Annotated in this window: 14 protein-coding genes; 7 read left to right on the top strand and 7 right to left on the bottom strand. The window is 71.2% G+C overall.

The genetic code is table 11. The features are described 5' to 3' along the window. The first annotated feature begins 28 nt into the window (after positions 1 to 28). The 3 genes from ACZ6QQ_RS10375 (at position 29) to ACZ6QQ_RS10365 (ending at position 6,639) form a co-directional block, all read left to right on the top strand. On the top strand, positions 29 to 2,158 hold the full coding sequence (locus tag ACZ6QQ_RS10375) for a ThuA domain-containing protein (RefSeq protein ID WP_465875662.1): 2,130 nt from the start codon (positions 29 to 31) through the stop codon (positions 2,156 to 2,158). Positions 2,159 to 2,204: 46 nt separating this feature from the next. Beyond that, entirely contained in the window at positions 2,205 to 5,048 is a 2,844-nt protein-coding gene (locus ACZ6QQ_RS10370; RefSeq protein ID WP_465875661.1) for a PQQ-dependent sugar dehydrogenase, read from the top strand. Between the two features lie 88 nt (positions 5,049 to 5,136). Beyond that, positions 5,137 to 6,639, top strand: a complete 1,503-nt coding sequence (locus ACZ6QQ_RS10365) for a glycoside hydrolase family 99 protein (protein ID WP_465875660.1) — start codon at positions 5,137 to 5,139, stop codon at positions 6,637 to 6,639. A gap of 646 nt (positions 6,640 to 7,285) precedes the next feature. Here ACZ6QQ_RS10365 and ACZ6QQ_RS10360 read toward each other — a convergent pair. Next, on the bottom strand, positions 7,286 to 8,821 hold the full coding sequence (locus ACZ6QQ_RS10360) for a DEAD/DEAH box helicase (RefSeq protein WP_465875659.1): 1,536 nt from the start codon (positions 8,819 to 8,821) through the stop codon (positions 7,286 to 7,288). 336 nt (positions 8,822 to 9,157) lie between these two features. Here ACZ6QQ_RS10360 and ACZ6QQ_RS10355 point away from each other — a divergent pair, with 336 nt between their 5' ends. Then, complete coding sequence (locus ACZ6QQ_RS10355) at positions 9,158 to 9,331, top strand: hypothetical protein (protein WP_465875658.1); 174 nt, start codon at positions 9,158 to 9,160, stop codon at positions 9,329 to 9,331. Here ACZ6QQ_RS10355 and ACZ6QQ_RS10350 read toward each other — a convergent pair. Next, positions 9,328 to 9,666, bottom strand: a complete 339-nt coding sequence (locus tag ACZ6QQ_RS10350) for a YkvA family protein (RefSeq protein WP_465875657.1) — start codon at positions 9,664 to 9,666, stop codon at positions 9,328 to 9,330. The two genes, ACZ6QQ_RS10355 and ACZ6QQ_RS10350, sit on opposite strands and share 4 nt — an antisense overlap. A gap of 134 nt (positions 9,667 to 9,800) precedes the next feature. Further along, positions 9,801 to 11,759, bottom strand: coding sequence for an APC family permease (locus tag ACZ6QQ_RS10345; RefSeq protein ID WP_465875656.1), 1,959 nt, complete (start codon positions 11,757 to 11,759; stop codon positions 9,801 to 9,803). 268 nt (positions 11,760 to 12,027) lie between these two features. Between ACZ6QQ_RS10345 and ACZ6QQ_RS10340 the strand changes: the two genes are divergently transcribed. Further along, a complete protein-coding gene (locus ACZ6QQ_RS10340) occupies positions 12,028 to 12,420 on the top strand; it encodes a hypothetical protein (RefSeq protein ID WP_465875655.1) in 393 nt (130 codons plus the stop codon). Here ACZ6QQ_RS10340 and ACZ6QQ_RS10335 read toward each other — a convergent pair. Beyond that, positions 12,347 to 12,730 (bottom strand): hypothetical protein, encoded by a 384-nt coding sequence (locus tag ACZ6QQ_RS10335; RefSeq protein WP_465875654.1) that lies wholly within the window; start codon positions 12,728 to 12,730, stop codon positions 12,347 to 12,349. The two genes, ACZ6QQ_RS10340 and ACZ6QQ_RS10335, sit on opposite strands and share 74 nt — an antisense overlap. A 615-nt stretch (positions 12,731 to 13,345) precedes the next feature. Between ACZ6QQ_RS10335 and ACZ6QQ_RS10330 the strand changes: the two genes are divergently transcribed. After that, the gene (locus ACZ6QQ_RS10330; RefSeq protein WP_465875653.1) at positions 13,346 to 14,407 is read left to right on the top strand and encodes a winged helix DNA-binding domain-containing protein; all 1,062 of its coding nucleotides are present in this window, start codon (positions 13,346 to 13,348) and stop codon (positions 14,405 to 14,407) included. A 20-nt stretch (positions 14,408 to 14,427) separates the two neighbouring features. Here ACZ6QQ_RS10330 and ACZ6QQ_RS10325 read toward each other — a convergent pair whose 3' ends face one another. From ACZ6QQ_RS10325 to ACZ6QQ_RS10315, 3 genes are all read right to left on the bottom strand, one after another. After that, positions 14,428 to 14,907, bottom strand: coding sequence for a rhodanese-like domain-containing protein (locus ACZ6QQ_RS10325; protein ID WP_465875652.1), 480 nt, complete (start codon positions 14,905 to 14,907; stop codon positions 14,428 to 14,430). Between the two features lie 8 nt (positions 14,908 to 14,915). Then, positions 14,916 to 15,698, bottom strand: a complete 783-nt coding sequence (locus ACZ6QQ_RS10320; protein ID WP_465875651.1) for a hypothetical protein — start codon at positions 15,696 to 15,698, stop codon at positions 14,916 to 14,918. A 260-nt stretch (positions 15,699 to 15,958) separates the two neighbouring features. Further along, positions 15,959 to 19,702, bottom strand: a complete 3,744-nt coding sequence (locus tag ACZ6QQ_RS10315) for a reprolysin-like metallopeptidase (RefSeq protein ID WP_465875650.1) — start codon at positions 19,700 to 19,702, stop codon at positions 15,959 to 15,961. A gap of 296 nt (positions 19,703 to 19,998) precedes the next feature. Between ACZ6QQ_RS10315 and ACZ6QQ_RS10310 the strand changes: the two genes are divergently transcribed. Continuing rightward, entirely contained in the window at positions 19,999 to 20,940 is a 942-nt protein-coding gene (locus ACZ6QQ_RS10310; protein WP_465875649.1) for an NmrA/HSCARG family protein, read from the top strand. The last annotated feature ends 186 nt before the right edge of the window (positions 20,941 to 21,126 follow it).

Genomic DNA, 21,126 nt, shown 5'->3' with positions numbered 1-21,126 from the left:
CCACTCCTGTGCGAAGGAGCAGCCCCCCATGCGCATCCGCGCGCTCTCCACGGTCCTCAGCGTCGCCCTGGTGGCGACGGCCGCCCTGGTCGGGGTGACCCCGCCGGCGGCGTCGGCGGCACCCCTGACCAAGGTGCTGGTCTTCTCGAAGACCGCCGGCTTCCGGCACTCGTCCATTCCCAACGGCATCGCCGCGATCCAGGCGCTCGGGGCGGCGAACGGCTTCACGGTCACCGCGACCGAGGACGCCGGTCAGTTCACCACCGCCAACCTGGCCCAGTACCAGGCGGTGGTCTGGCTCTCCACCACCGGCGACGTGCTCGACGCCACCCAGCAGACCGCGTTCCAGTCGTACATCGCCGCCGGTGGCGGGTACGTCGGGGTGCACGCCGCCGCCGACACCGAGTACGACTGGGCCTGGTACGGCGGACTCGTCGGCGGCTACTTCGCCTCGCACCCGGCCACCCAGCAGGCGACGATCCGCACCGAGGACCGGTCAAACGTCTCGACCGCGCACCTGCCGCAGAACTGGACCCGCACCGACGAGTGGTACAACTACCGCGCCAACCCCCGGGCGAACGTCAAGGTGCTGTCCAACCTGGACGAGTCGTCGTACAGCGGTGGGTCGATGGGCGGTGACCACCCGATCACCTGGTGCCAGAACTACGGCGGCGGGCGGTCCTGGTACACCGGGCTCGGGCACACCGAGCAGACGTACACCGAGGCGAACTTCACCCGGATGCTGCTCGGCGGGATCCAGATCGCGGCCGGGGCGAAGCCGGCCGACTGCCGCCCCGAGGTCGGCTACACCGCGCTGTTCGACGGTAGCCAGGCCAGCCTGAACCAGTGGCGCCAGGCGGGTCCGGGCGGCTTCACCCTGGCCGACGGCACGCTCAGCTCGGTCGGCGGGATGGGTCTGCTCTGGTACCCGGTCCGGACGTTCGCGAACTACTCGCTGAAGCTCGACTGGATGATGCCCGGCGACGACAACGGCGGCGTCTTCATCGGCTTCCCCGACCCGCAGGGCGACCCGTGGCTGCCGGTCGACACCGGCCACGAGATCCAGATCGACGCCACCGACGCCGACCCGTCGCGCACCACCGGCAGCGTCTACAGCTTCAAGGCACCCGACACCGCCGCGCGGGCCGCCGCGCTGAACCCGCCCGGTTCGTGGAACACGTACGAGATCGGGGTGCACGGGCAGCGGGTGGAGATCTGGCTCAACGGCGTGAAGATCAACGACTACACCAGCACCCGGAACATCGCCAACGGCTACATCGGCGTACAGAACGACGGCGCCGGGTTGGACATCAACTACCGCAACATCCGGATCAAGGCAGAGGGCGGCAACCCGCCGCAGCCCACCGCCGACCTGGCCCAGGGGAAGCCGACCAGCGCCTCCAGCGTCGAGGCCGGCAGCCCGCACGTGGCGGCGAACGCGGTGGACAACAACCCGGCCACCCGCTGGGGCAGCCTCTCCGCCGACCCGCAGTGGATCTCGGTGGACCTCGGTGCGACGTACAACCTGAACCGGGTGCGGCTGAACTGGGAGACGGCCTACGGCCGGGCGTACCAGATCCAGACCTCGCCGAACAACAGCACCTGGACCACGGCGTACTCGACCACCACCGCCGACGGCGGGGTCGACGACGTCACCCTCACCGGCACCGGCCGCTACGTCCGGGTGTACGGCACCCAGCGCGCCACCGCCTGGGGCTACTCGCTGTGGGACCTCAACGTGTACGGCACCCCGGTCACCGGCACGCCCACCCTGCTGTCGGCGGGTCGGCCCACCGCCACCTCCAGCGTCGAGACCGGCAGCGGGCACGTGGCCGGCAACGCCGTCGACGGCAACCCGGCCACCCGCTGGGGCAGCGCCTACGCCGACCCACAGTGGATCTCCGTCGACCTCGGCGCCAGCCGCTCGATCAGCCGGGTACGGCTGAACTGGGAGGCCGCGTACGGGCAGGCGTACCAGATCCAGACCTCGCCCGACGGCAACACCTGGACCACGGTGCACTCGACCACCGCCTCCGACGGCGGCATCGACGACGTCACCCTCACCGGCACCGGCCGCCACGTCCGGGTGTACGGCACCCAGCGCGCCCTGACCCCCTACGGCTACTCGCTCTGGGAGTTCGAGGTCTACGGCGCCTGACCCCTCGCTTTCTCCACCCCCGGCACCACCCCCGGAAAGGAACCCGATGTCCCCCACTCCCCATCGCTGGTCGCGCCTGGTCGTCGCGGCCACCGTCGCCGCGACGAGCACCGCGCTCGCCGTGGCCGGCGCCCCGAGCCCGGCCCAGGCCGTGGTGATCCCGCCCGCCGACTACCAGCAGGTGGTCCTGGCCACCGGCTCCGCCGAGATCGGCGAGGCCATGTCGCTGGCCGTGCTACCGAACCGTTCGGTGGTGCACACCGCCCGCAACGGCACCGTCCGGGTGACCGACGCGGCCGGCAACACGAAGGTCGCCGGCAACATCCCGGTCTACACGCACGACGAGGAGGGGTTGCAGGGCGTCGCGGCGGACCCCAACTTCGCCAGCAACCGCTTCATCTACCTCTACTACTCCCCCACCCTCAGCACGCCGTCCGGTGACGCCCCCACCACCGGTACGGCGGCGGACTTCGAGGCGTGGAAGGGGCACCTGCGGCTGTCCCGGTTCACCCTGAACTCCGACGACACGCTCAACATGGGCAGCGAGCGGATCATGCTCCAGGTCAACAACGACCGGGGGCAGTGCTGCCACGTCGGCGGTGACATCGACTTCGACGCCGCCGGCAACCTGTACCTGAGCACCGGCGACGACACCAACCCGTTCGAGTCGAACTCGTACACCCCGATCGACGAGCGGACCACCCGCAACCCGCAGTTCGACGCCCAGCGCTCCTCGGGCAACACCAACGACCTGCGCGGCAAGGTGCTGCGGATCAAGCCGCAGGCGGACGGGACGTACACCATCCCGGCCGGCAACCTGTTCGCGCCGGGCACGGCCAACACCCGGCCGGAGATCTACGCGATGGGGTTCCGCAACCCGTTCCGGATGAGTGTCGACAAGCCCACCGGCATCGTCTACCTCGGTGACTACGGCCCGGACGCGGGTGTCTCCGACGCCAACCGGGGACCGAGCGGCCAGGTGGAGTTCAACCGGATCACCGCGCCGGGCAACTACGGCTGGCCGTACTGCACCGGTACGAACACCACGGCGGAGACGTACAACGAGTACACCTTCCCGTCCGGCCCGTCGCAGGCGAAGTACAACTGCGCCGCCGGACCGACCAACAACTCGTTCCGCAACACCGGTCAGACCACGCTGCCGCCGGCCAAGCCGAGCTGGATCCGGTACGGCGGCGACGCCGGCTCCCCGCCGGAGTTCGGCGGCGGTTCGGAGTCCCCGATGGGCGGCCCGGTCTACCGCTACAACGCCGCGCTGAACTCCCCGGTCAAGTTCCCGCAGTCGCTCGACGGCCAGTACTTCGCCGGCGAGTACGGCCGCCGCTGGATCAAGGCGGTCACGGTCAACAGCAACGGCACCGCCGGTGAGATCTCCGCCTTCCCGTGGACCGGTACCCAGGTGATGGACATGGCCTTCGGTCCGGACGGGGCGCTGTACGTGCTCGACTACGGCACCGGGTCGAACAACCAGGCGCTGATCCGGGTCGAGTACATCGGTGGCGGCAACCGCAGCCCGGTCGCGGTGGCCTCGGCCACCCCCACCTCCGGGGCGAACCCGCTGACCGTCCGATTCTCCTCGGCGGGCAGCTCGGACCCGGAGGGCGGGGCGCTGTCCTACCTCTGGACCTTCGGCGACGGCACCACCTCGACCGCCGCCAACCCGACCAAGACCTACACCGCGAACGGCACCTACTCGCCGACGTTGCGGGTCACCGACCCGACCGGGCTGTCCGGCACGGCGAGCCTGGTGGTCACCGTCGGCAACACCGCGCCGACGGTGAACCTGCAACTGCCGGCCGACGGCCAGCTGTTCAACTTCGGTGACACCGTCCCGTTCACCGTCAGCGCCGCCGACGTGGAGGACGGCACGATCAACTGTGCCCGGGTGACGGTGACGTACTCGCTCGGCCATGACAGCCACGCCCACCAGATCACCTCCAAGACCGGCTGCTCCGGGACGATCACCATCCCGGTCGACGGCGAGCACGACTCGGCGGCGAACATCTTCGGGGTCTTCGACGCGACCTACACCGACAACGGCGGCCTGACCTCGCGCAGCACCAGGACGCTGCAGCCGAAGCACCGGCAGGGCGAGCACTTCGGTGCCCAGTCCGGCATCCAGACGGCCGACCACGCCGCCGCCGAGGGTGGCCGCACGGCCGGCTTCGTCGACAACGGCGACTGGATCTCGTACCAGCCGTACCTGCTGGGCAACGCGACCCAGTTCACCGCGCGGGTCTCCTCCGGCGGGGTCGGCGGCACCATCGAGGTGCGTACCGGCTCGGCCACCGGCACCCTGCTCGGCAGTGTCGCCGTCGCGAACACCGGCAGCTGGGACACGTTCACCAACGTGACCGCCAACCTGTCCAACGTGCCGACCGGCACCACCTCTCTGTACCTGGTGTTCAAGGGCGTCACCGGGCAGGGCAACCTGTTCGACGTCGACGCGTTCACCTTCACCACCGGCACCGTCGCCACACCGGCCGTGATCAGCCTGCGGGCCCGGGTGAACAGCCAGTACGTCTCCGCCGAGAACAGCGGGGCGAACCCGCTGATCGCCAACCGGCCGACGATCGGCCCGTGGGAGCAGTTCGACCGGCTCGACGCGGGCAACGGCAACATCGCCCTGCGGGCGAAGGCCAACGGTCTGATCGTCACCGCCGCCAACGGCACCGCGCCGCTGATCGCGAACAAGACCACCATCGGTACCTGGGAGACCTTCACCCTGGTGCGCAACACCGACGGCAGCGTCAGCCTGCGCAGCCTCGGCAACAACCAGTACGTCGCCGCCGAGGGCGGCGGTGCCCAGCCGCTGATCGCCAACCGTCCGACGATCGGCTCCTGGGAACGCTTCGACCTGATCGGCGGCTGACCGCCGCATCCGGAGACGACCGGTGCGGGCGTTCCACCGCCCGCGCCGGTCATCCGGCTCCGGCTCCGCCACTACGGAGGACACACACATGTACCGGATCTCCCGCTGGGCGCGTTTCGCCCTGGCGTCCCTGCTGCTCGCCGCAGCCGGTGCCGCCGGCGTGCCCGGCCCGACCGCGCAGGCGGCACCGCCCGCGCAGGCCACCGTGCCCGCGCGGGCACCCGTCCAGGCGCTGGCCGCGCCCGCGTCCAACGTCCACATCTTCTACTACTCCTGGTACGGCAACCCGGCCGTCAACGGCGCCTACCGGCACTGGCAGCAGGGCAACCACACGCCGCCGCAGGACATCGGCGCGAACTTCTACCCGACCCGGGGCGCGTACGACTCCGGCGACGTCGCCACGATCAACCAGCACATGGCCTGGATCAGCCAGGCCGGGGTGGGCGTGATCGTCTACAGCTGGTGGGGGCAGGGCTCGTACGAGGACAACCTGGCCGCCCGTACGCTGACCGCCGCCGCCCAGTACGGCATCAAGGTGGCCTGGCACCTGGAGCCGTACAGCGGCCGGACCGCGGCCAGCACGGTCGCCGACATCAACTACATCAACTCCCGGTACGGCTCCAGCCCGGCCTTCTACCGGGACGCGGCGCACGGCAACCGGGCGGCGTTCTACGTCTTCGAGAGCCTGCGGATCACCGACTGGTCCGCGTTGGCCCAGGTGCGGGCGAACAACATCGTGCTGGCCCAGACCACCGACACGTCGAAGGTGGCCAACTTCGGTGGCATGTACACCTATGACGGTATCGCCGGGGCGACCGCACCGGGCTGGGCGAACGCCGCCGCGTACTGCCGGGCGAACGGGCTGGTCTGGGCCCCCTCGGTGGCACCGGGTTACCTGGACGACCGGGCGGTGCCGGGCAACACCACGCCCACGCTGAACCGGGACAACGGCGCCGCGTACGACCGCCAGTGGACCAACGCCCTGGGTACGCCGACGCCGCCGGACTGGGTGTCGATCACGTCGTTCAACGAGTGGCACGAGGGGTCGACGATCGAACCGGCGAGTTCCACCCCGCCGGCCGGTCACGGCTACCTGACCTATTCGGGCGCGTACGGGCTGACCGGGGTGGCGGCGCAGAACGCGTACCTGGACCGGACCCGCTACTGGGCCGAGCGGTTCAATCCGGGTGCCCCGACGAGCCCGGTGGTGAACCTGCGGGCCCGGGTCAACAACCAGTACGTGTCCGCCGACAACGGCGGGGCGGCGCCGCTGGTCGCCAACCGGGCGGCGGTCGGCCCCTGGGAGCAGTTCGACCGGCTCGACGCGGGCGACGGCACCATCGCCCTGCGGTCGAAGGCCAACGGACTCATCGTCACCGCCGCCAACGGCACCGCACCCCTGGTCGCCAACAAAACCACCATCGGCACCTGGGAACGGTTCCAACTCGTCCGCAACACCGACGGCAGCGCCAGCCTGCGCTCTCTCGGCAACAGCATGTACGTCGCCGCGGAAAACGGCGGCGCCGCGCCACTGATCGCGAATCGAGCGGCGATCGGCGCCTGGGAACGGTTCGATATTGTCGGCGGGTAGTCAATTGACCACTCACCGTTGACCTGCCGAAACGGGCTACCGAGCGGAGCCCGATCGGCCACTCGAATATCCGCCACCGCCGCGATGATGGAGGCCCCATCGTCCGGCGGTGGCGGGGTATTTTCCGCCTGATCGGACGATTTTCGGGCGTCCCACGGATTCAAGGACCGACGGATGAGGCGCTGGAGCCCCGGACAGGGGACGATAAGCGGATGAAGGTCCTATTCCTTGGCGGTCCGTGGCACGACCAACGCCACGAGGTGACTCCCGCTCGATCTGTGGCTGCGGCGCGCTCGCTGCCGATGTACCTGAAAGTTCCGGTAACGGCGGTTGATGGCGACTCCGCTGACCCGGCCACGGCAGCCTCCCGGCTACCGCAGCCACGCGGGCACGTCACCTACACCCGCCGGTACGCCCGTGGAGGTGGCGAACGCCTCCCGGTCTACGTCGCACCGGACTACGACGGGCCGCCGCGGGCCTGAGGCCCGGCAGCCGGCCGGCGCGGGGTGGGCGAGCACCACAACGCGCCATCCGACCCTGGTCGGCACTATCCCCCGTGCCGACCACGGCCAGCGGCCCTCACCGCTGGTCATGCCCTCTTCCCCTGCTACCCCGGCCGGCGCCGGTCGTGCGTTGACGCGCGCGATCAGCGCCGGCCGCGGCTACCCACCCGGCTGCCGGCCGAGAACGCGGCCGCGCCACCCGCGCCCGCCGGAGCGGCCGCCACCCGGGCCGGACGCCCCGAACCACCATGATCAGCAGCATCTCGGGACGCCTGACGCTTCTCTGCGCCGTTATGTGGCGATGCGTCCCGTTTCGTACCGCGACGCGCCGAACCACCGCGTCCGGCACCGCCGCCCGCCGAACCACCACTCGCCGAACCGCCGCGGGTGGAAGCACCGCGGGCCGAACCGGACCCGGCGGAACCGACACCGGTCGACCCCGCCGACGACGCCGGACGCGGCACCGGCGGGGCGGTGAACAGCCGCTCGCCCGGAGCGAGTTCGGCCAGCAGGGCGTCACCGGGTCGCAACGGGGTGATCGTCGGGTTGATCCCGGCCTGCCGGGTGAGGTCCCGCACGTCGGCAACCTGGTCCTCGGTCATCAGCGTGACCACGGTGCCGCTGGCTCCGGCCCGCGCGGTCCGCCCGGACCGGTGCAGGTACGCCTTGTGCTCGGCCGGCGGATCGGCGTGGATCACCAGCGCCACGTCGTCGACGTGGATGCCGCGCGCGGCGATGTCGGTGGCGACCAGCGTACGGGCGTCGCCGGTGGAGAACGCCGCCAGATTGCGGGTACGCACGTTCTGCGCCAGGTTGCCGTGCAACTCCACCGCCGACACGCCCGAGGCGACCAACTGGCTGGTCAGCTTCTTCGCCCCCCGCTTGGTACGGGTGAACACGAGGGTACGGCCGGGAGCGGCGGCCAGGTCGATCAGCACCGGCAGCCGGTCGTCGTGGCGTACCCGGAGCACGTGGTGGGTCATCGCGGCGACCGGAGACTGGGCCGAGTCGACGCTGTGCGTGACCGGGTTGCTCAGGTACCGCCGGACCAGCACGTCGATCCCGGCGTCCAGGGTCGCCGAGAAGAGCAGCCGCTGGGAGGCGGCCGGCGTACGGTCGAGCAGCCGCTTCACCACCGGCAGGAAGCCGAGGTCGGCCATGTGGTCGGCCTCGTCGAGCACGGTGATCTCGACCGCGTCGAGCACGGCCTCACCGGTCGACACGTGGTCGGCGAGCCGACCGGGACAGGCGATCAGGATGTCGACCCCGGCGCGCAGGGCGGTCACCTGCGGCCGCGCGCCGACCCCGCCGAAAACGGTCAGGGTGCGCAGCGACAGGGCGGCGGCCAGCGGGGCGATCGTCGCCTCGATCTGGGTGGCCAACTCCCGCGTCGGCGCCAGGATCAGCGACCGGGGTCGGCCCGGTCGCCGCGACGGGCGGGCGGCGAGGAGCCGGGCGAGCAGCGGGATGGCGAACGCGTACGTCTTGCCGGACCCGGTCCTGCCCCGACCGAGCACGTCCCGCCCGGCCAGCGCGTCCGGCAGGGTCGCGGTCTGGATCGGGAACGGGCTGGTGATGCCCGCCCGGTCCAGCGCGGTCACGAGGGTGCCCGGCACGCCGAGTTCGGCGAAGGAACGGGGCGAGGAATCGGGTGTCTTGCTGGGGCGGCGTGCCGCCATGGAATGTCTCCGAACGTGGAAGGAATCGCCCTGCACGGCGCTGACCGATCGGTCGCGGCGCGTGGTGGTCGAGATCAGCGCAGGTAGCGGTCGGGACCGGGGCGCTGCGTAGACCAGTCTACCCGCCGCCGGGCGACGGCCGCCGACCGTACGCCAAAGTCGTGTCGCAGGCTACGGGTACGCTGACGGCACGATGCGTTGCGGTCTCCGGCCATCGACCGCGATGCGTCGCGGTCCCCGGCCGCTGACCGGATCCACCCCCGCTCGTCCACCTCCGCACCCGACTCGCACCTGCCTGCGGGTGACCCGCGCACCGGCGCGCAAGCATTGGAGCAGATGTTGACCGATGTGACCGTTCACGACCCGAGCCCGTTCGGCGACCTGCCGGAGGGCGACCCCTCGACCGACCAGCGGCCGGCCGTCGACGTGAGCCTGGCCGCGATGACCCGCCTGCGTACCCCGTTCGAGGTCGCGGCCGAGCCCAACCCGCCCGGCGACGACCACGCCTAGGGTTTCGTCCCGACCTGCCTGGCCGCCGGCTGGTCGATCCGCGCCTCGGCCGACCGGCCACCGATGATCCCGTGCTTCCTGGCCAGGTGCCCGAGGTAGGTGATCGCGCCGAGCAGGATCCCGATGTCGTCCAGGTAGACCGGATCGGGCAGAACGTCCACCGGCGAGATGCCGTAGACCACCGCCGCCCAGAAGGCGAACCTGCCGGACACCGGCATCCGGCTGCTCCGGATCAGCGACCTCATCCTGAGCAGCCTGACCACGAGCACGATCGCGACCACGAGCGTCACGGCGGCGGCGACGACCACCAGCGCGACAACAACCGACGAGTCCACGCGTCCTCCCGAGTTCCGATGACCGTCAACCGGGCCGCCCCGGCGGGCGATCGGCTCCGGACAGGATGCTTCCTGCCCCGATCCCTCGATCATTACGCCACGCCGACGGCCGCAGGAGGTTGCCCACCGACGGGTCATCCAACGTGGACCAGGGGACGGCGACGTCGGTCCGGTTCCGCCTGGCGGAGCACCTCACGGGTGAGCGGGGCCACCTCACCGTCGCCGAAGAAGAGGTAACGCAGCAGGTACCGCAGCGGGTTGCCCTCGGTCCAGGCGAAGTAGATGTGCGGCAGCTTCCCGGTCGTGTCCCGGACGTGCAGCAGAAGGCCGGCGATGGCGTTGGCGATGCTGGCGCCTTCGAGCCGGAGGATCCGGTAGCCGAACCGTTCCTCACCGGTGACGATCAGTTCCGATTCGAACTCGGACGGGTCACGGACCGTCACCTCAAGGAAGAGGACCGGCTCGCCGGCCGGGATGTGGTTGTCGTGGCGCTGCTCGGCCTCCTTCTCCCGGTACTCGATCTCGTCGCGTTCGTTCGGCTCGTTCGCGATGAGGTGGATCTCCCCGCGCTCCACCACGGCGGCGAGGAACCGCTGCGCCTCCGGATCCAGGTGCACGCCGCTGACCCGCAGTTCGGTGGCCCGGAACACCCGGGACAGGATGGAGGTGGCGATGATCGCGGCGATGAACAGCGAGGCGATCCGGACACCGTCGGGGCGTTCGATCACGTTGGCGACGGTGGTGTAACCCAGCACCAGCGTGATCAGCGCGAAGGCGGCGGTCGCCCCGCGCCGGCGCCGTCGACGCGAGGAGAGGGTGACGGCGAGCGCGGCCGAGGTGATCAGCACCAGCACGCCGGTGGCGTACGCGCCGCCCTGGGCGGTGACGTCGGCCTTGAACACCACCGTGATCAGGAACGCGATCAGGGTGAAGACCAGCACCAACGGGCGTACGGCGCGGGCCCAGTCCGGCGCCATGCCGTAGCGCGGCAGGTAACGGGGTACGAGGTTGAGCAGACCGGCCATGGCCGACGCGCCCGCGAACCAGAGGATCAGCACGGTGCTGATGTCGTAGACGGTGCCGAAGCCGTTGCCGACGTACCGGTGGGCGAGGAAGGCCAGCGCCCGCCCGTTCGCCTCCCCACCGGCCTCGAACTCATGGTGCGGGATGAGCACGGTGGTGACGAAGCTGCTGGTGATGAGGAAGACGCTCATGATGATCGCGGCGCTGGTGAGCAGCCGGTGGGCTCCCCGGATCCGGGCCCGGGGCCGACGGGGGTTGTCGCTCTCGTGTCCCCTGATCAGCGGCATGACGGCCACGCCGGTCTCGAACCCGGACAGACCGAGAGCCAGCCGGGGGAAGACCAGCAGGGCGACGACCACGATGCCGAGCACGTCGGGGTGCTCGTCGAACAGCAGCCGGCGCCAGTCGGAGACCAGCCCGGGATGGCTCACCAGGTGCCCGAACGACACCGTGATCACGACCAGGTTCAACAGCAGGTAGACGACGACCAGCACCACGGCGATGCCGATGGCCTCCTTGAAGCCCTTCAGGAAGACCGCCCCGAGCAGCGCGACCAGCACCAGGGTCACCTCGACCTGTAGCCCGCCCAGCGACTCCGGCAGGTACGGGTTCTCCATGATGTGCGCGCTGGCGTCGGCCGCGGAGAGCGTGATCGTGATGATGAAGTCGGTGGCGGCGAACCCGAGCAGGGCCAGTACCAGCAGCTTGCCGTTCCAGCGCGGCAGGAGCCGTTCCAGCATGGCGATCGACCCCTGGCCGTGCGGGCTCTCCCGGGCGACCCGCCGGTACACCGGCAACGCGCCGAACAGGGTCAGCGCCACCAGCACCAGGGTGGCGATCGGCGAGATCACCCCGGCGGCCAGGGCGGCGATGCCCGGCTGGTACCCGAGGGTGGAGAAGTAGTCCAGGCCGGTCAGGCACATCACCCGCCACCACGGCCGCTGGTGCTCGACGCTCTCGCTGGTGTACGGACCGCTGGCCCGACCCGGTGGCAGACCGTGCAGGAGCCAGCGGCGCAGCCGCCCGCCGGGCTGTACCGCTCCCGGCTCCCCCATCGTCTGACCCGCCACGTCGTATCCCCCGCTCGGGCGGCCGACCAATCCCGCCGCGAGCCATCGTCACCCGGCCCGGCCCGCTGCCGTGGAGAAACCGCCCATCCGGTGCCATGGGACGCCGCCGGGCCCGTACCGGTTTTCGCGGCACCCGGCGGTGGGCGCCGGGCCGCTACCCGTCCTTGGGGACGGCAAAAGTCGAGGCTGGCGCGGGGTCGTCCGCATGAGCGGTCCGGGAGTGGGCACTCACGGGTGCCCACCACGGGGCCGTCAGCGAGGTGAGTCCATGGCCGCGAAGAAGCAGTCCACGACGAACGGCGAGGCGGTGAACGCTGGCGAGGGCGGGCCGGAGTCGGTCGGCCCCTGGGGTACGACCCGCGGCCTCGACCAGGACGCACCCTGGGGCGTCGAGGAGGACTCGCCGCTCGACGAGGGCAGCGAACCGACGGCGGTCGTCGAGGGGCGGCGGGGCGAACGTCGGGCCGGAGAGCCCGCGGCGGCCGGTGGCGACGGCCTCGGTACGGTCGAGCCGACCCCGTTCCACGAGGCCGGACCCGGCCTGACCCCCGACACGCCGGGACGCCATTCGTTTCCGGACGAGAGTTCTACGGGTTCGCTGGCCGACAATCCGCTCGAAGAGGAGACCGGCATGCGCCCGGAGCACCCCGGCGGCGGCTGAGCCCGACGGGCGCGGCCACGGCACCGTCCCCGAACGCCGCCTCGACCAGGAGCCGTTCGAGGTCGCGCAGGAAACGCTCGTTCTGCTCCGTGGGCAGGTGGGCGGTGTCCGCGGTGAGGGCCAGGCCCACGGCGCCGGGTCGATCGACGATCTCGATCCGGGTACGCCAGGTGAAGGTGTCCAGCCCGTGTGTCAGGGCGAACGACGAGTCGGCCAGCGCTGCCCGTACCCGGGTTTCGTCGGTGTCCCGGCCGAACAGGTCGACGTCGGTGGAGAGCCGGATGTCGTTCAGGTAGAGGTGCGGGTTCACCCCCACGGCGTACGGGTGGCCGGCCGCCCGGAACGCCTCCCGCAGGTGGATGGGGTCGTAGTAGGGGGCGCATGCTGATCATCACGTAGTCCGGTCCGTGCCGCTCGATGGCCATCCAGAGCGCACGCTGCCCCCAGGTCAGTGGCGCGGCCGGCTCGCCGGCACCCACGAAGGCGGGCCGCGTCCACTCCGTGCTCGCCCCCGGAACCGACGGGGCGGGCGCCTCCGCAGCGGTCGTGGTGGCGGATCGGTCCGGGGTCGGCGGTGCCGGTTGGGCCGCGTCCTCGCGTACCGCCATGACGCATCTCCGCTCCATTGTCGACAGTGTTCGCGGGCGGCCGCCACCGATCGGGACAGCTCGATCCGACAGGTATCCGTTGATCGGGGCGGGCTTCGAACATCCGCAAGAAAGCGCATTCCTGTGGCCGATTGGCTGATCCGCCGAGCCGTACGGCACCCCTCGGCCGGTCACCGCACGAGCCGCGTGCCGGCACCGCCTCGCCGTCTGCGCGGTACACCGGGCGGGAATGTCGGACCGGTCTGGCATCCTCGGGGAATGAACCGGCCCGACCCTCCGTCACCGACCCCCTGGCCCGCCGCCGGTCCCACGCGGTCATGACGGCGCTGTCCGAGATCGGCCCGCTCCGGCTGGCGGCGCAGCACCTCGCCGGTCCGGGGCTGTCGAGCGCGGCCGAGGCGGTGCGCTGGCTGACCGCCGTCCAGGCGCAGGACTTCCCCGGCGCCCTCACCTCGGTCGCCCTGCGTACGGTCGGCGGCACCCGGCAGGCGGTCGAGGCCGCGCTCGACCGTGGTGAGATCGTCAGGTCCTGGCCGATGCGCGGCACCCTGCACCTCGTCGCGGCCGAGGACCTGCCCTGGATCCTGGGGCTCACCACGCCCCGGCTGGTGGCCGGCGCGCTCGGGCGCCAGGCCCGGCTCGGCCTGGACGCGGCCACCCTCGAACAGGCACGGGAACTGGCCGTGGGCGCGCTGACCGGCGGCCGGCGCCTGGGACGCGACGAACTGCTCGGGATCTGGGACGCCGCCGGCCTATCGACCGACGCCCAACGCGGCTACCACCTGATCTGGTATCTGGCACAGACCGGGACCCTCTGCTTCGGACCGGTGCGGGACAGCGAGCAACTGATCGTGCTGATGGACGAGTGGATTCCACGGCCGCGCCGACCGGAGCGCGAGGAGGCGCTCGGCGAGCTGGCGCTGCGTTACTTCCGCGGCCACGGCCCGGCCACGGTCAAGGACTTCACCAGGTGGACGAACCTGGTCGCGGCCGACGTGCGGGCCGGGCTCGCGCTCGCCCGACCGGCACTGGCCCGGATCGAGGTCGACGGGGTGGAGTACCTGATGGATCCGGGCACACCGGAGCGGCTCGCCGCCGACCGGGGCCGGGCCGCAGGGGTGTTCCTACTGCCGGGTTTCGACGAGTTCATCCTCGGCTACCAGGATCGCGGTGCGGTGCTGGCAGCCGAGTTCGCCAACCACATCGTGCCGGGCAACAACGGGATGTTCCGCCCCACGGTAGTCGGCGGCGGCCGGGTGCTGGGCACCTGGGCGCGTACCGGTCGGGGCGCGAAGCGGACGGTGACCGCGACACCGTTCGACGGGTTTCCGCCCGGCGTGGCCGAGGCGATCCCACGGGTGCACGACACCCTGCCGTGACGGCACGTGACCCCGCATGGTCAGCACCCGCAGGTGGCGCCGAGCACCGGGGCGGTCAGGTCGTCGGCCGGACGGCGTACCAACCCGGACTCGGTCTGCACGGGGAAGCCCTCGCGGACCCAGTATTCGTAACCGCCGAGCATTTCCTTGACCGGATGACCGAGCCGGGCGAACTCCAGCGCCGCCCGGGTCGCGCCGTTGCAGCCCGGCCCCCAGCAGTAGGTGACCACGGCGGCACCGGCCGGCACGACCTCGGCCGCCCGCCGCGCGATCTCGGCGCGGGGCAGATGCACGGCGCCGGGCAGGTGTCCCTGCCGCCAGGCGGTGTCGTCGCGGGAGTCGACCACCACCAACCCGGGCACGTGTGCCTCCAGGTCGGCGTGGACGTCGCTGACGTCGGTCTCGAAGGCGAGCCGGGCGGCGAAGTGGGCGACCGCCTCGGCCGACGATCCGGGCGGGGTACGCAGGACGTTCGACGTCCCTGAAATCGAACTGGTCATGCAAATGATCATGGGTGCCCGAAGAACTCCCGACCAGTGGCACGGATGCCACTGTCAGCCAAGATCCTGCCAGTTCCCGGCACTGCCGTCGCCCGCGACCGGAGGTCGTCGCCGGACGGTGGGTACCGCTGGAGGTAGCTGGCGACGCCGTACACGAAGCTGACGCTGCCCAGCATCTCCAGCAACTCCTCCACCGCCGTACTCAGCGCGTACGCCATCGAGTCGTAGCCGGGGCCGTCGTCCCAGAGCACGCTGCCGACCACCTCCATGCCGACCGCGCCGCCCACGTAGAGCGCACCACCGCCGAGGATGAGCAGTCGCACCGGCTTCGGCAGATGGCCGAGGAACCGCAGGTACGCGAGCGCGAAGACGACCACCATCGGCACCGCGACCAGGATCCAGGACAGGTAGAGCACACCGGTGAGGTCGAACGCGTCCCGCAGCACGTTGGCCGCCTCGTGGATCCCGGTCGCCTCGTCCACCGCCAGGAAGACGAAGACCAGCGCCAACACCTTCCAGTGCCGGGCGAACCGGTCGCCGACCCGGCCGGCGCTGCTCCCGATGTCGGCCAGCACCAGCGCGCTGAGCAGCAACAGGGTGGAGGAGAACCAGGTCGGCAGATTGTGCTCCTGGTCGACGTCGAGGAAGGCGTACACCCAGTCGAAGTGGGCGAACGGTGCCTGCCCCAGACCCCGGTGCAGGACGTTGACCGTGAGGCTCAGCGCGTGCAGCCCCACCACGATCACCAGTAGCAGCCGCAGCAGCCGGCCGGCGGGGACGGTCAGCCTCACGATCGGCCGGCGCCGGTCAGCGACGATCGGCTGCGATCACCCGGCTCCGGCCGGGCAACGGATGTCGAGACGGATGGATCAAACATCGCGGGAATGTATCCAGCCAGCATGAGAAACCCGGCCGGATGCCGGGAGGCCAGCGGAACGTTGCAAGGACGTTACCTACCATCCACCTGAGCGCGCCCCGACCGACCGGGCCGCCCGGAAGGGTGGCCGACCGGGGTCGGCCACCCTTCCACTCGCGTACGGGAGGGGCCCGGTTACAGGATCAGGATCGTCCCGCCGGAGACGTTGACCTCCCCGGTCCGTACTCCGGTCCAGTCCGTGGAGAGCAGCAGCCGCTCACCGTCGGTGAGGGTGACGCCCAGACCGTCGTTCGAACCGAACAGCCCCCGGTCGGTCGCGGTCAGCCGGAGGGTGAGTCCGGTGCCGACGGCAACGGCACGCCGCGGGTCGGTGACGTCGAACAGCCCGGCCCGGCTCCGCCACTCCAGCACGTCCGCGCCGGAGCCGGTACGCGCACCGAACGACCTGATGTCGGTGCTACGGATCTCGTAGCGCCGACCACCGGACTGGAACGTGACCGTGGCCAGCCCGCTGGCTCCCGCACCGGTCCCGGCCTGGGCCACGAGCAGCGCGAAGTCGGCCCGCGAGCCCCGGTCGACCGGGTACGCGCCGGCCGAGCGGGTCGGGGTGAGCGTGCCCGCCCCGACCACCGCACGGGTCGCCGGCCGGGCAACCTCGACCCGGGCGGTCGCCGTACCGGTGTAGTTGCCGCCGAGGGAGACCGTGACCTGGTGGTTGCCGACCGGCAGGACCGCCTCGCAGCTCGCCGAGGCCACGGTGGTGTCGGCCGGAACGAGCAGTCCGACCACACCGGTGCAGAGCGTCCGGCCACCGGCCGCGAACGTCACCGTCGCGGTACGGATGTCACCCGGCCGGGAGTCGGCCGGGTCACCCGCCACCGCACCGTCGCGGATGGTCGCCCGCAGCGACGCGGTGGTCCCGCCACCGCCCCGCCCGTACGCCAGGCTGTCGCCGGTGTACGTGACCTCGGCGTTCTCCCGGACCACCCGGATGGTGAAGGTGGTGCTGCCGATGCCGCCGGTCTCGTCGGTCACCGTGACGGTGACCGGGTAGTCGCCCGGCGCGGCGGTGGTGCTCCCGGTCACCGCCCACTGCCGGGTACCGGGCCGGGCGTCGGGAGCGGACGTGACGCCGGCCGTCAGGCTCAGCCCGCCGGGCAGTCCGGCGGCGGTCGCCGACAACGCCCCGCCGTCGCTGTCCGGGTCGGTGGCCCGGACCTGCACCTGCGCCGACAGATCGTCGCTGTACTGCACGGTCGCGCCGCCGGCCGGTGCGTCGTCGGACACCTGCGGTCGGGCCGTGATGGTGAACCTGTCGTCGTTCAGGTCGAAGAAGACGTTGCCGACCGCCTCGACCCTGATCCGCGCGGTCGTGGTGGCGACGTTCGGTACGGCCACCGTCTCGCTGCCGTCGTTGGCCACCCGCTCGGCCAGCACGTACGGGAAGGTCGCCCCGTCGTCGGTGGAGAGCGAGATCTTCACCTCGGTCACGCCGATCGGCGCGGCGTCGGTGCCGGCCACGTCCCAGCTGACCGTCTGCGTCGTACCGCCGACGACGGTGCCCCCGCCGGCCGGCGAGGTGACCAGGAACGGTCCGGCGGTCGGGGCGACGACCAGGGCGGTGTCGGCGCTGCCGACCCCGCCGGCTCCCGGGTGCCCGTCGCGCGCGGTGAGCCTGAAGTGCATGGTGCGGCTGTTGTCGAAGCCGACCCAGTCGGCGGTCGGCAGGAACTCCGAGAAGCAGTCGACGATGCCGGCCGGCACGTTGGTCGCCCCGCCGGTCGGTGGCGCGGGCGGTGCCGCCGGGCAGGCGCCGGTGCGGGCGTTGGTGTTGTTCGCCGCGATCTGCGCCAGGTCCGGGAAGACCCGGGTCGGGTTCGTGTTCACCGCGTTCAGCCCCGGCGAGTAGTACTCCAGGGTGTCGGTCGGGCTGACCACGGCGGCGGTGCCGAACTGGCGGAACAGCGGGCCGTTGGTCCTGGTGTTGCTGACCAGCGCGGTCCCGGTGGTGCTGCCACCGCTGATGCCGCCCCGGTCGTTCTGCTCCCACAGGTACGTGACGGTGTCGCCGTCCGCGTCGGTCGCGCTACCGGTGAGGGCGAACGGCGTACGGGCCGGAATGGTGTACGAGGTCGGCACGGTGACCACGGGCGCCCGGTTGGTGGTCTGCTCGACCAGCCAGCCGCCGTTGTCCACCGCACCGCCCTTGACCGTCTCCCCGACCGAGCCGGACGCGCCGGTGGCCGCGGTGATGGTGAGCGCCTCGACGTTGACGGCGGTGAGCGGGCCGGCGGTGAAGGTGACCTGGAATCCGGTGTCGTCCAGGTTGCCGGTGCCGCCGAACGCCGCCACGGTGACCGTCGCACCGGCCGGCCAGTCCGGGATCGCCTCGATCGCGGCCTTGATGCCTGCGGTGGTGTAGTTGGCACCCCGGACGATCGGCGCCGACTCTCGGCCCGCGTAGCCGATCGTGAACGATTCGCCGTCGGTGTCGAAGCCGCGCAGGGCGGCGGTCTGCACCTCGTTGATCGCCGGACGAGTGGAGCCGACGAACGTGGTGATCTCGGTGTAGCTCCGCTGCGACCAGTACGGGTCGCTGTGCGGCTGGAGGTTGTCCTGCTGGCAGATGCCGGCGTACGCCATGATCGACGACCCGCTGCCCGGCTCGTACGAGTTCGCGGCGCTGCGGTTGCCGCCGGAGCAGTTGTACTGGGTGCCGTTGAAGGTGTGGTTGCCGGCGAACTGGTGACCGATCTCGTGCGCGACGTAGTCGACGGCGTAGAAGTCACCGACCGGGGTCGGCAGCCCGGTGCAGCCGCGCGCCTTGGTGGCGCCGCCGACCACACCGAGACCGGCCACGCCGCCACCGTTGACCCCGAGGCCGATGTGGCCGACGTCGTAGTTGCCGGCGCCGATCAGCTGACCGAGCACGATCTGGTTACGGCTCAGCGTCCCGCTGCCGCAGGAGGCGATCTGGGCCGGAGTGAAGCAGGCGGCCGCACCGCACGGGCCGTTGGGCTCGGTGGCCAGCGCGGCGGTGTTGAGGTTCGTCCGGTCGGTCTCGTTGACCAGCACCAGCCGGATCGCGGTCTCGTCCTCGTAGACCTGGGTGACCCGGTTGACCAGGGTCACCTTCGCCGCGGTGACGTTCTCCGCGCCGAAGAAGGTCGCGTACGACGGGTCGGTCACCAGCGCGAGCCGGTAGGTCCGCAGGGTCACCGTCGGCCCGGCCACGGCCGGCTCGACCTCCTCGGTCACCGCCGCCGACTCGACGTCCTCCAACTCGGCCGCTGCCTCGTCCGGGTTGACCAGGTCGTGGCCGTAGTAGCTGGCGTACACGCTCTGGTCAAGGTGGTAGTACGGGTCGACGAACCAGACACCCCGCTCGGAGCGGACCGAGGCGTGGAAGCCCAACGGCGTGAGATCCGCCCGTACGGTCGCGGTCGGGTCGTCCAGGCCACGACCGGCGTACGTCTTGATCTCGGGGTGCTTGGCCGCGAGCCCGGCTTCCATCACCGGCGAGTCGACCAGTTCGAACCGCTGGAGGGCACCCTCCGGGGTGGGCAACGAGACCACCAGCGGCGCCACCCGGGCGGTCCTCGCGGCCCGCTCCTCTGGCGCCCGGTCCAGTTCGGACTCCAGCAGCGCCCGGTCGAGGGTGAATCCGGCGAGTCGCTTCGCCGAGATGTCGACCGATCTGGCGGACCGGGCGGCGGCGAGGTTTCCGCCGAGCTTCGCCCACGGGGTCCGGGGTTGGGCCGCGGCGACGTCGTCGGGGGTGGCACCGACGGGGGTGGCGTTGGCGGGGGTGGCGCTGGTCAGCACCGGTAGCAGGGCGGCGGCCAGGGTGGCCACCACCAACGCGGTGAGCCGGGGCGCGGCCCGGCCCCGGGTCGCGGACAACAGGGGGATTGTCAACTCTGTCTCCTTGGGACTCGGGCGCCGGCCCGATGGAGATCGGCGCCGTCTTCACACCCGGCTCCGCCCGGTGATCACCCGAGCGGATGATCAGACGATAGGCGCCGGAACCGGCCATGGATAGATCCAAGTACGGCACGTCTCCGGCGCTCCCGTACGACCTCCGCCACCACCGCCCGATACCCATGGGGGGTATGACGCACGCCACCCTCCGAACGGGACGAAGAGCACCGGTCCCCGCGTTGTGCCGGCTGTAACAGAAAATCGCCAAGCATCGATTGAATGGGGACCCGGAAATGACCGAGAAGAAGGTAATCGCCGTGGTCGGCGCGACCGGCGCACAGGGCGGCGCGGCGGCACGGGCGATCCTCGCCGACGGTGAGTTCGCGGTCCGGTCGATCACCCGGAACGTGGACTCGGAAAAGGCCCGCGAGCTGGCCGAACTCGGTGCCGAGGTGGTCGAGGCCGACCTCTACGACCGGCCGAGCCTGGAGAAGGCGTTCGACGGGGCGTACGGCGCCTTCGCCGTCACCTTCTTCTGGGCGCACATGTCGGCCGAACAGGAGCTGACCGAGGCGCGCAACCTCGCCCACGCGGCGAAGTTCGCCGGCCTTAAGCACGTGGTCTGGTCGACCCTGGAGGACACCCGCGAGTCCGTTCCGCTGACCGACGACCGGATGCCCACCCTCGACGGCCGGTTCAAGGTGCCGCACTTCGACGCCAAGGCGGAGGCGGACAACTTCTTCGCCACCGCCGGGGTGCCGACCACCTACCTGCGTACCACGTTCTACTGGGACAACCTGCTGGCCGGCGTCGGGCCGCAGCGGGACGAGAGCGGCCGACTCGTGCTCGGACTGCCGATGCTGGACAGCCGCATCGCCGGGATCACCGCCGAGGACATCGGCAAGTCCGTACTCGGGATCCTCAAGGGCGGGGGCGACCTGGTCAACCGTACGGTCGGCATCGCCGGTGAGTTCCTGACCGGTGCCGAGATCGCCGAGACGTACAGCCGGGTCCTCGGCGAGGAGGTCGTGTACCGGCCGCTGTCGCACGACGCGTACCGCGCCCTCGGCTTCCCCGCCGCGGTCGAGTACGGCAACATGTTCCAGTACTACGCCGAGTTCCCGGAGGCCTTCCTGGGCCGGCGTGACCTCGGGTTCACCCGCTCGGTCAACCCGTCGGTCCAGACGCTGGAGCAGTTCCTGACCGCCCACCGCGACGAGCTGACCGCCGGATGAACGAGCTGACCGCCGAGTAACCGGTTCGAACGCGACACTGGCGCGCCTTCCGCTGGCACCACCACCGGAAGGCGCGCCGTCGTCTGCCCCCGATTCCGACGGAACCCTTTTCCCAGCGCCACGAGTGGGTCTGGTTCGGTCCGGTCGGGGCCGGGAAATATCGGTGCCGGTGCGGATGAGCGCCTG

The organism is Micromonospora sp. NPDC049529, from assembly GCF_055586685.1.
The sequence above is the reverse complement of the archived record's forward strand: the minus strand, read 5'-3'. Positions and strand labels throughout refer to the sequence as shown.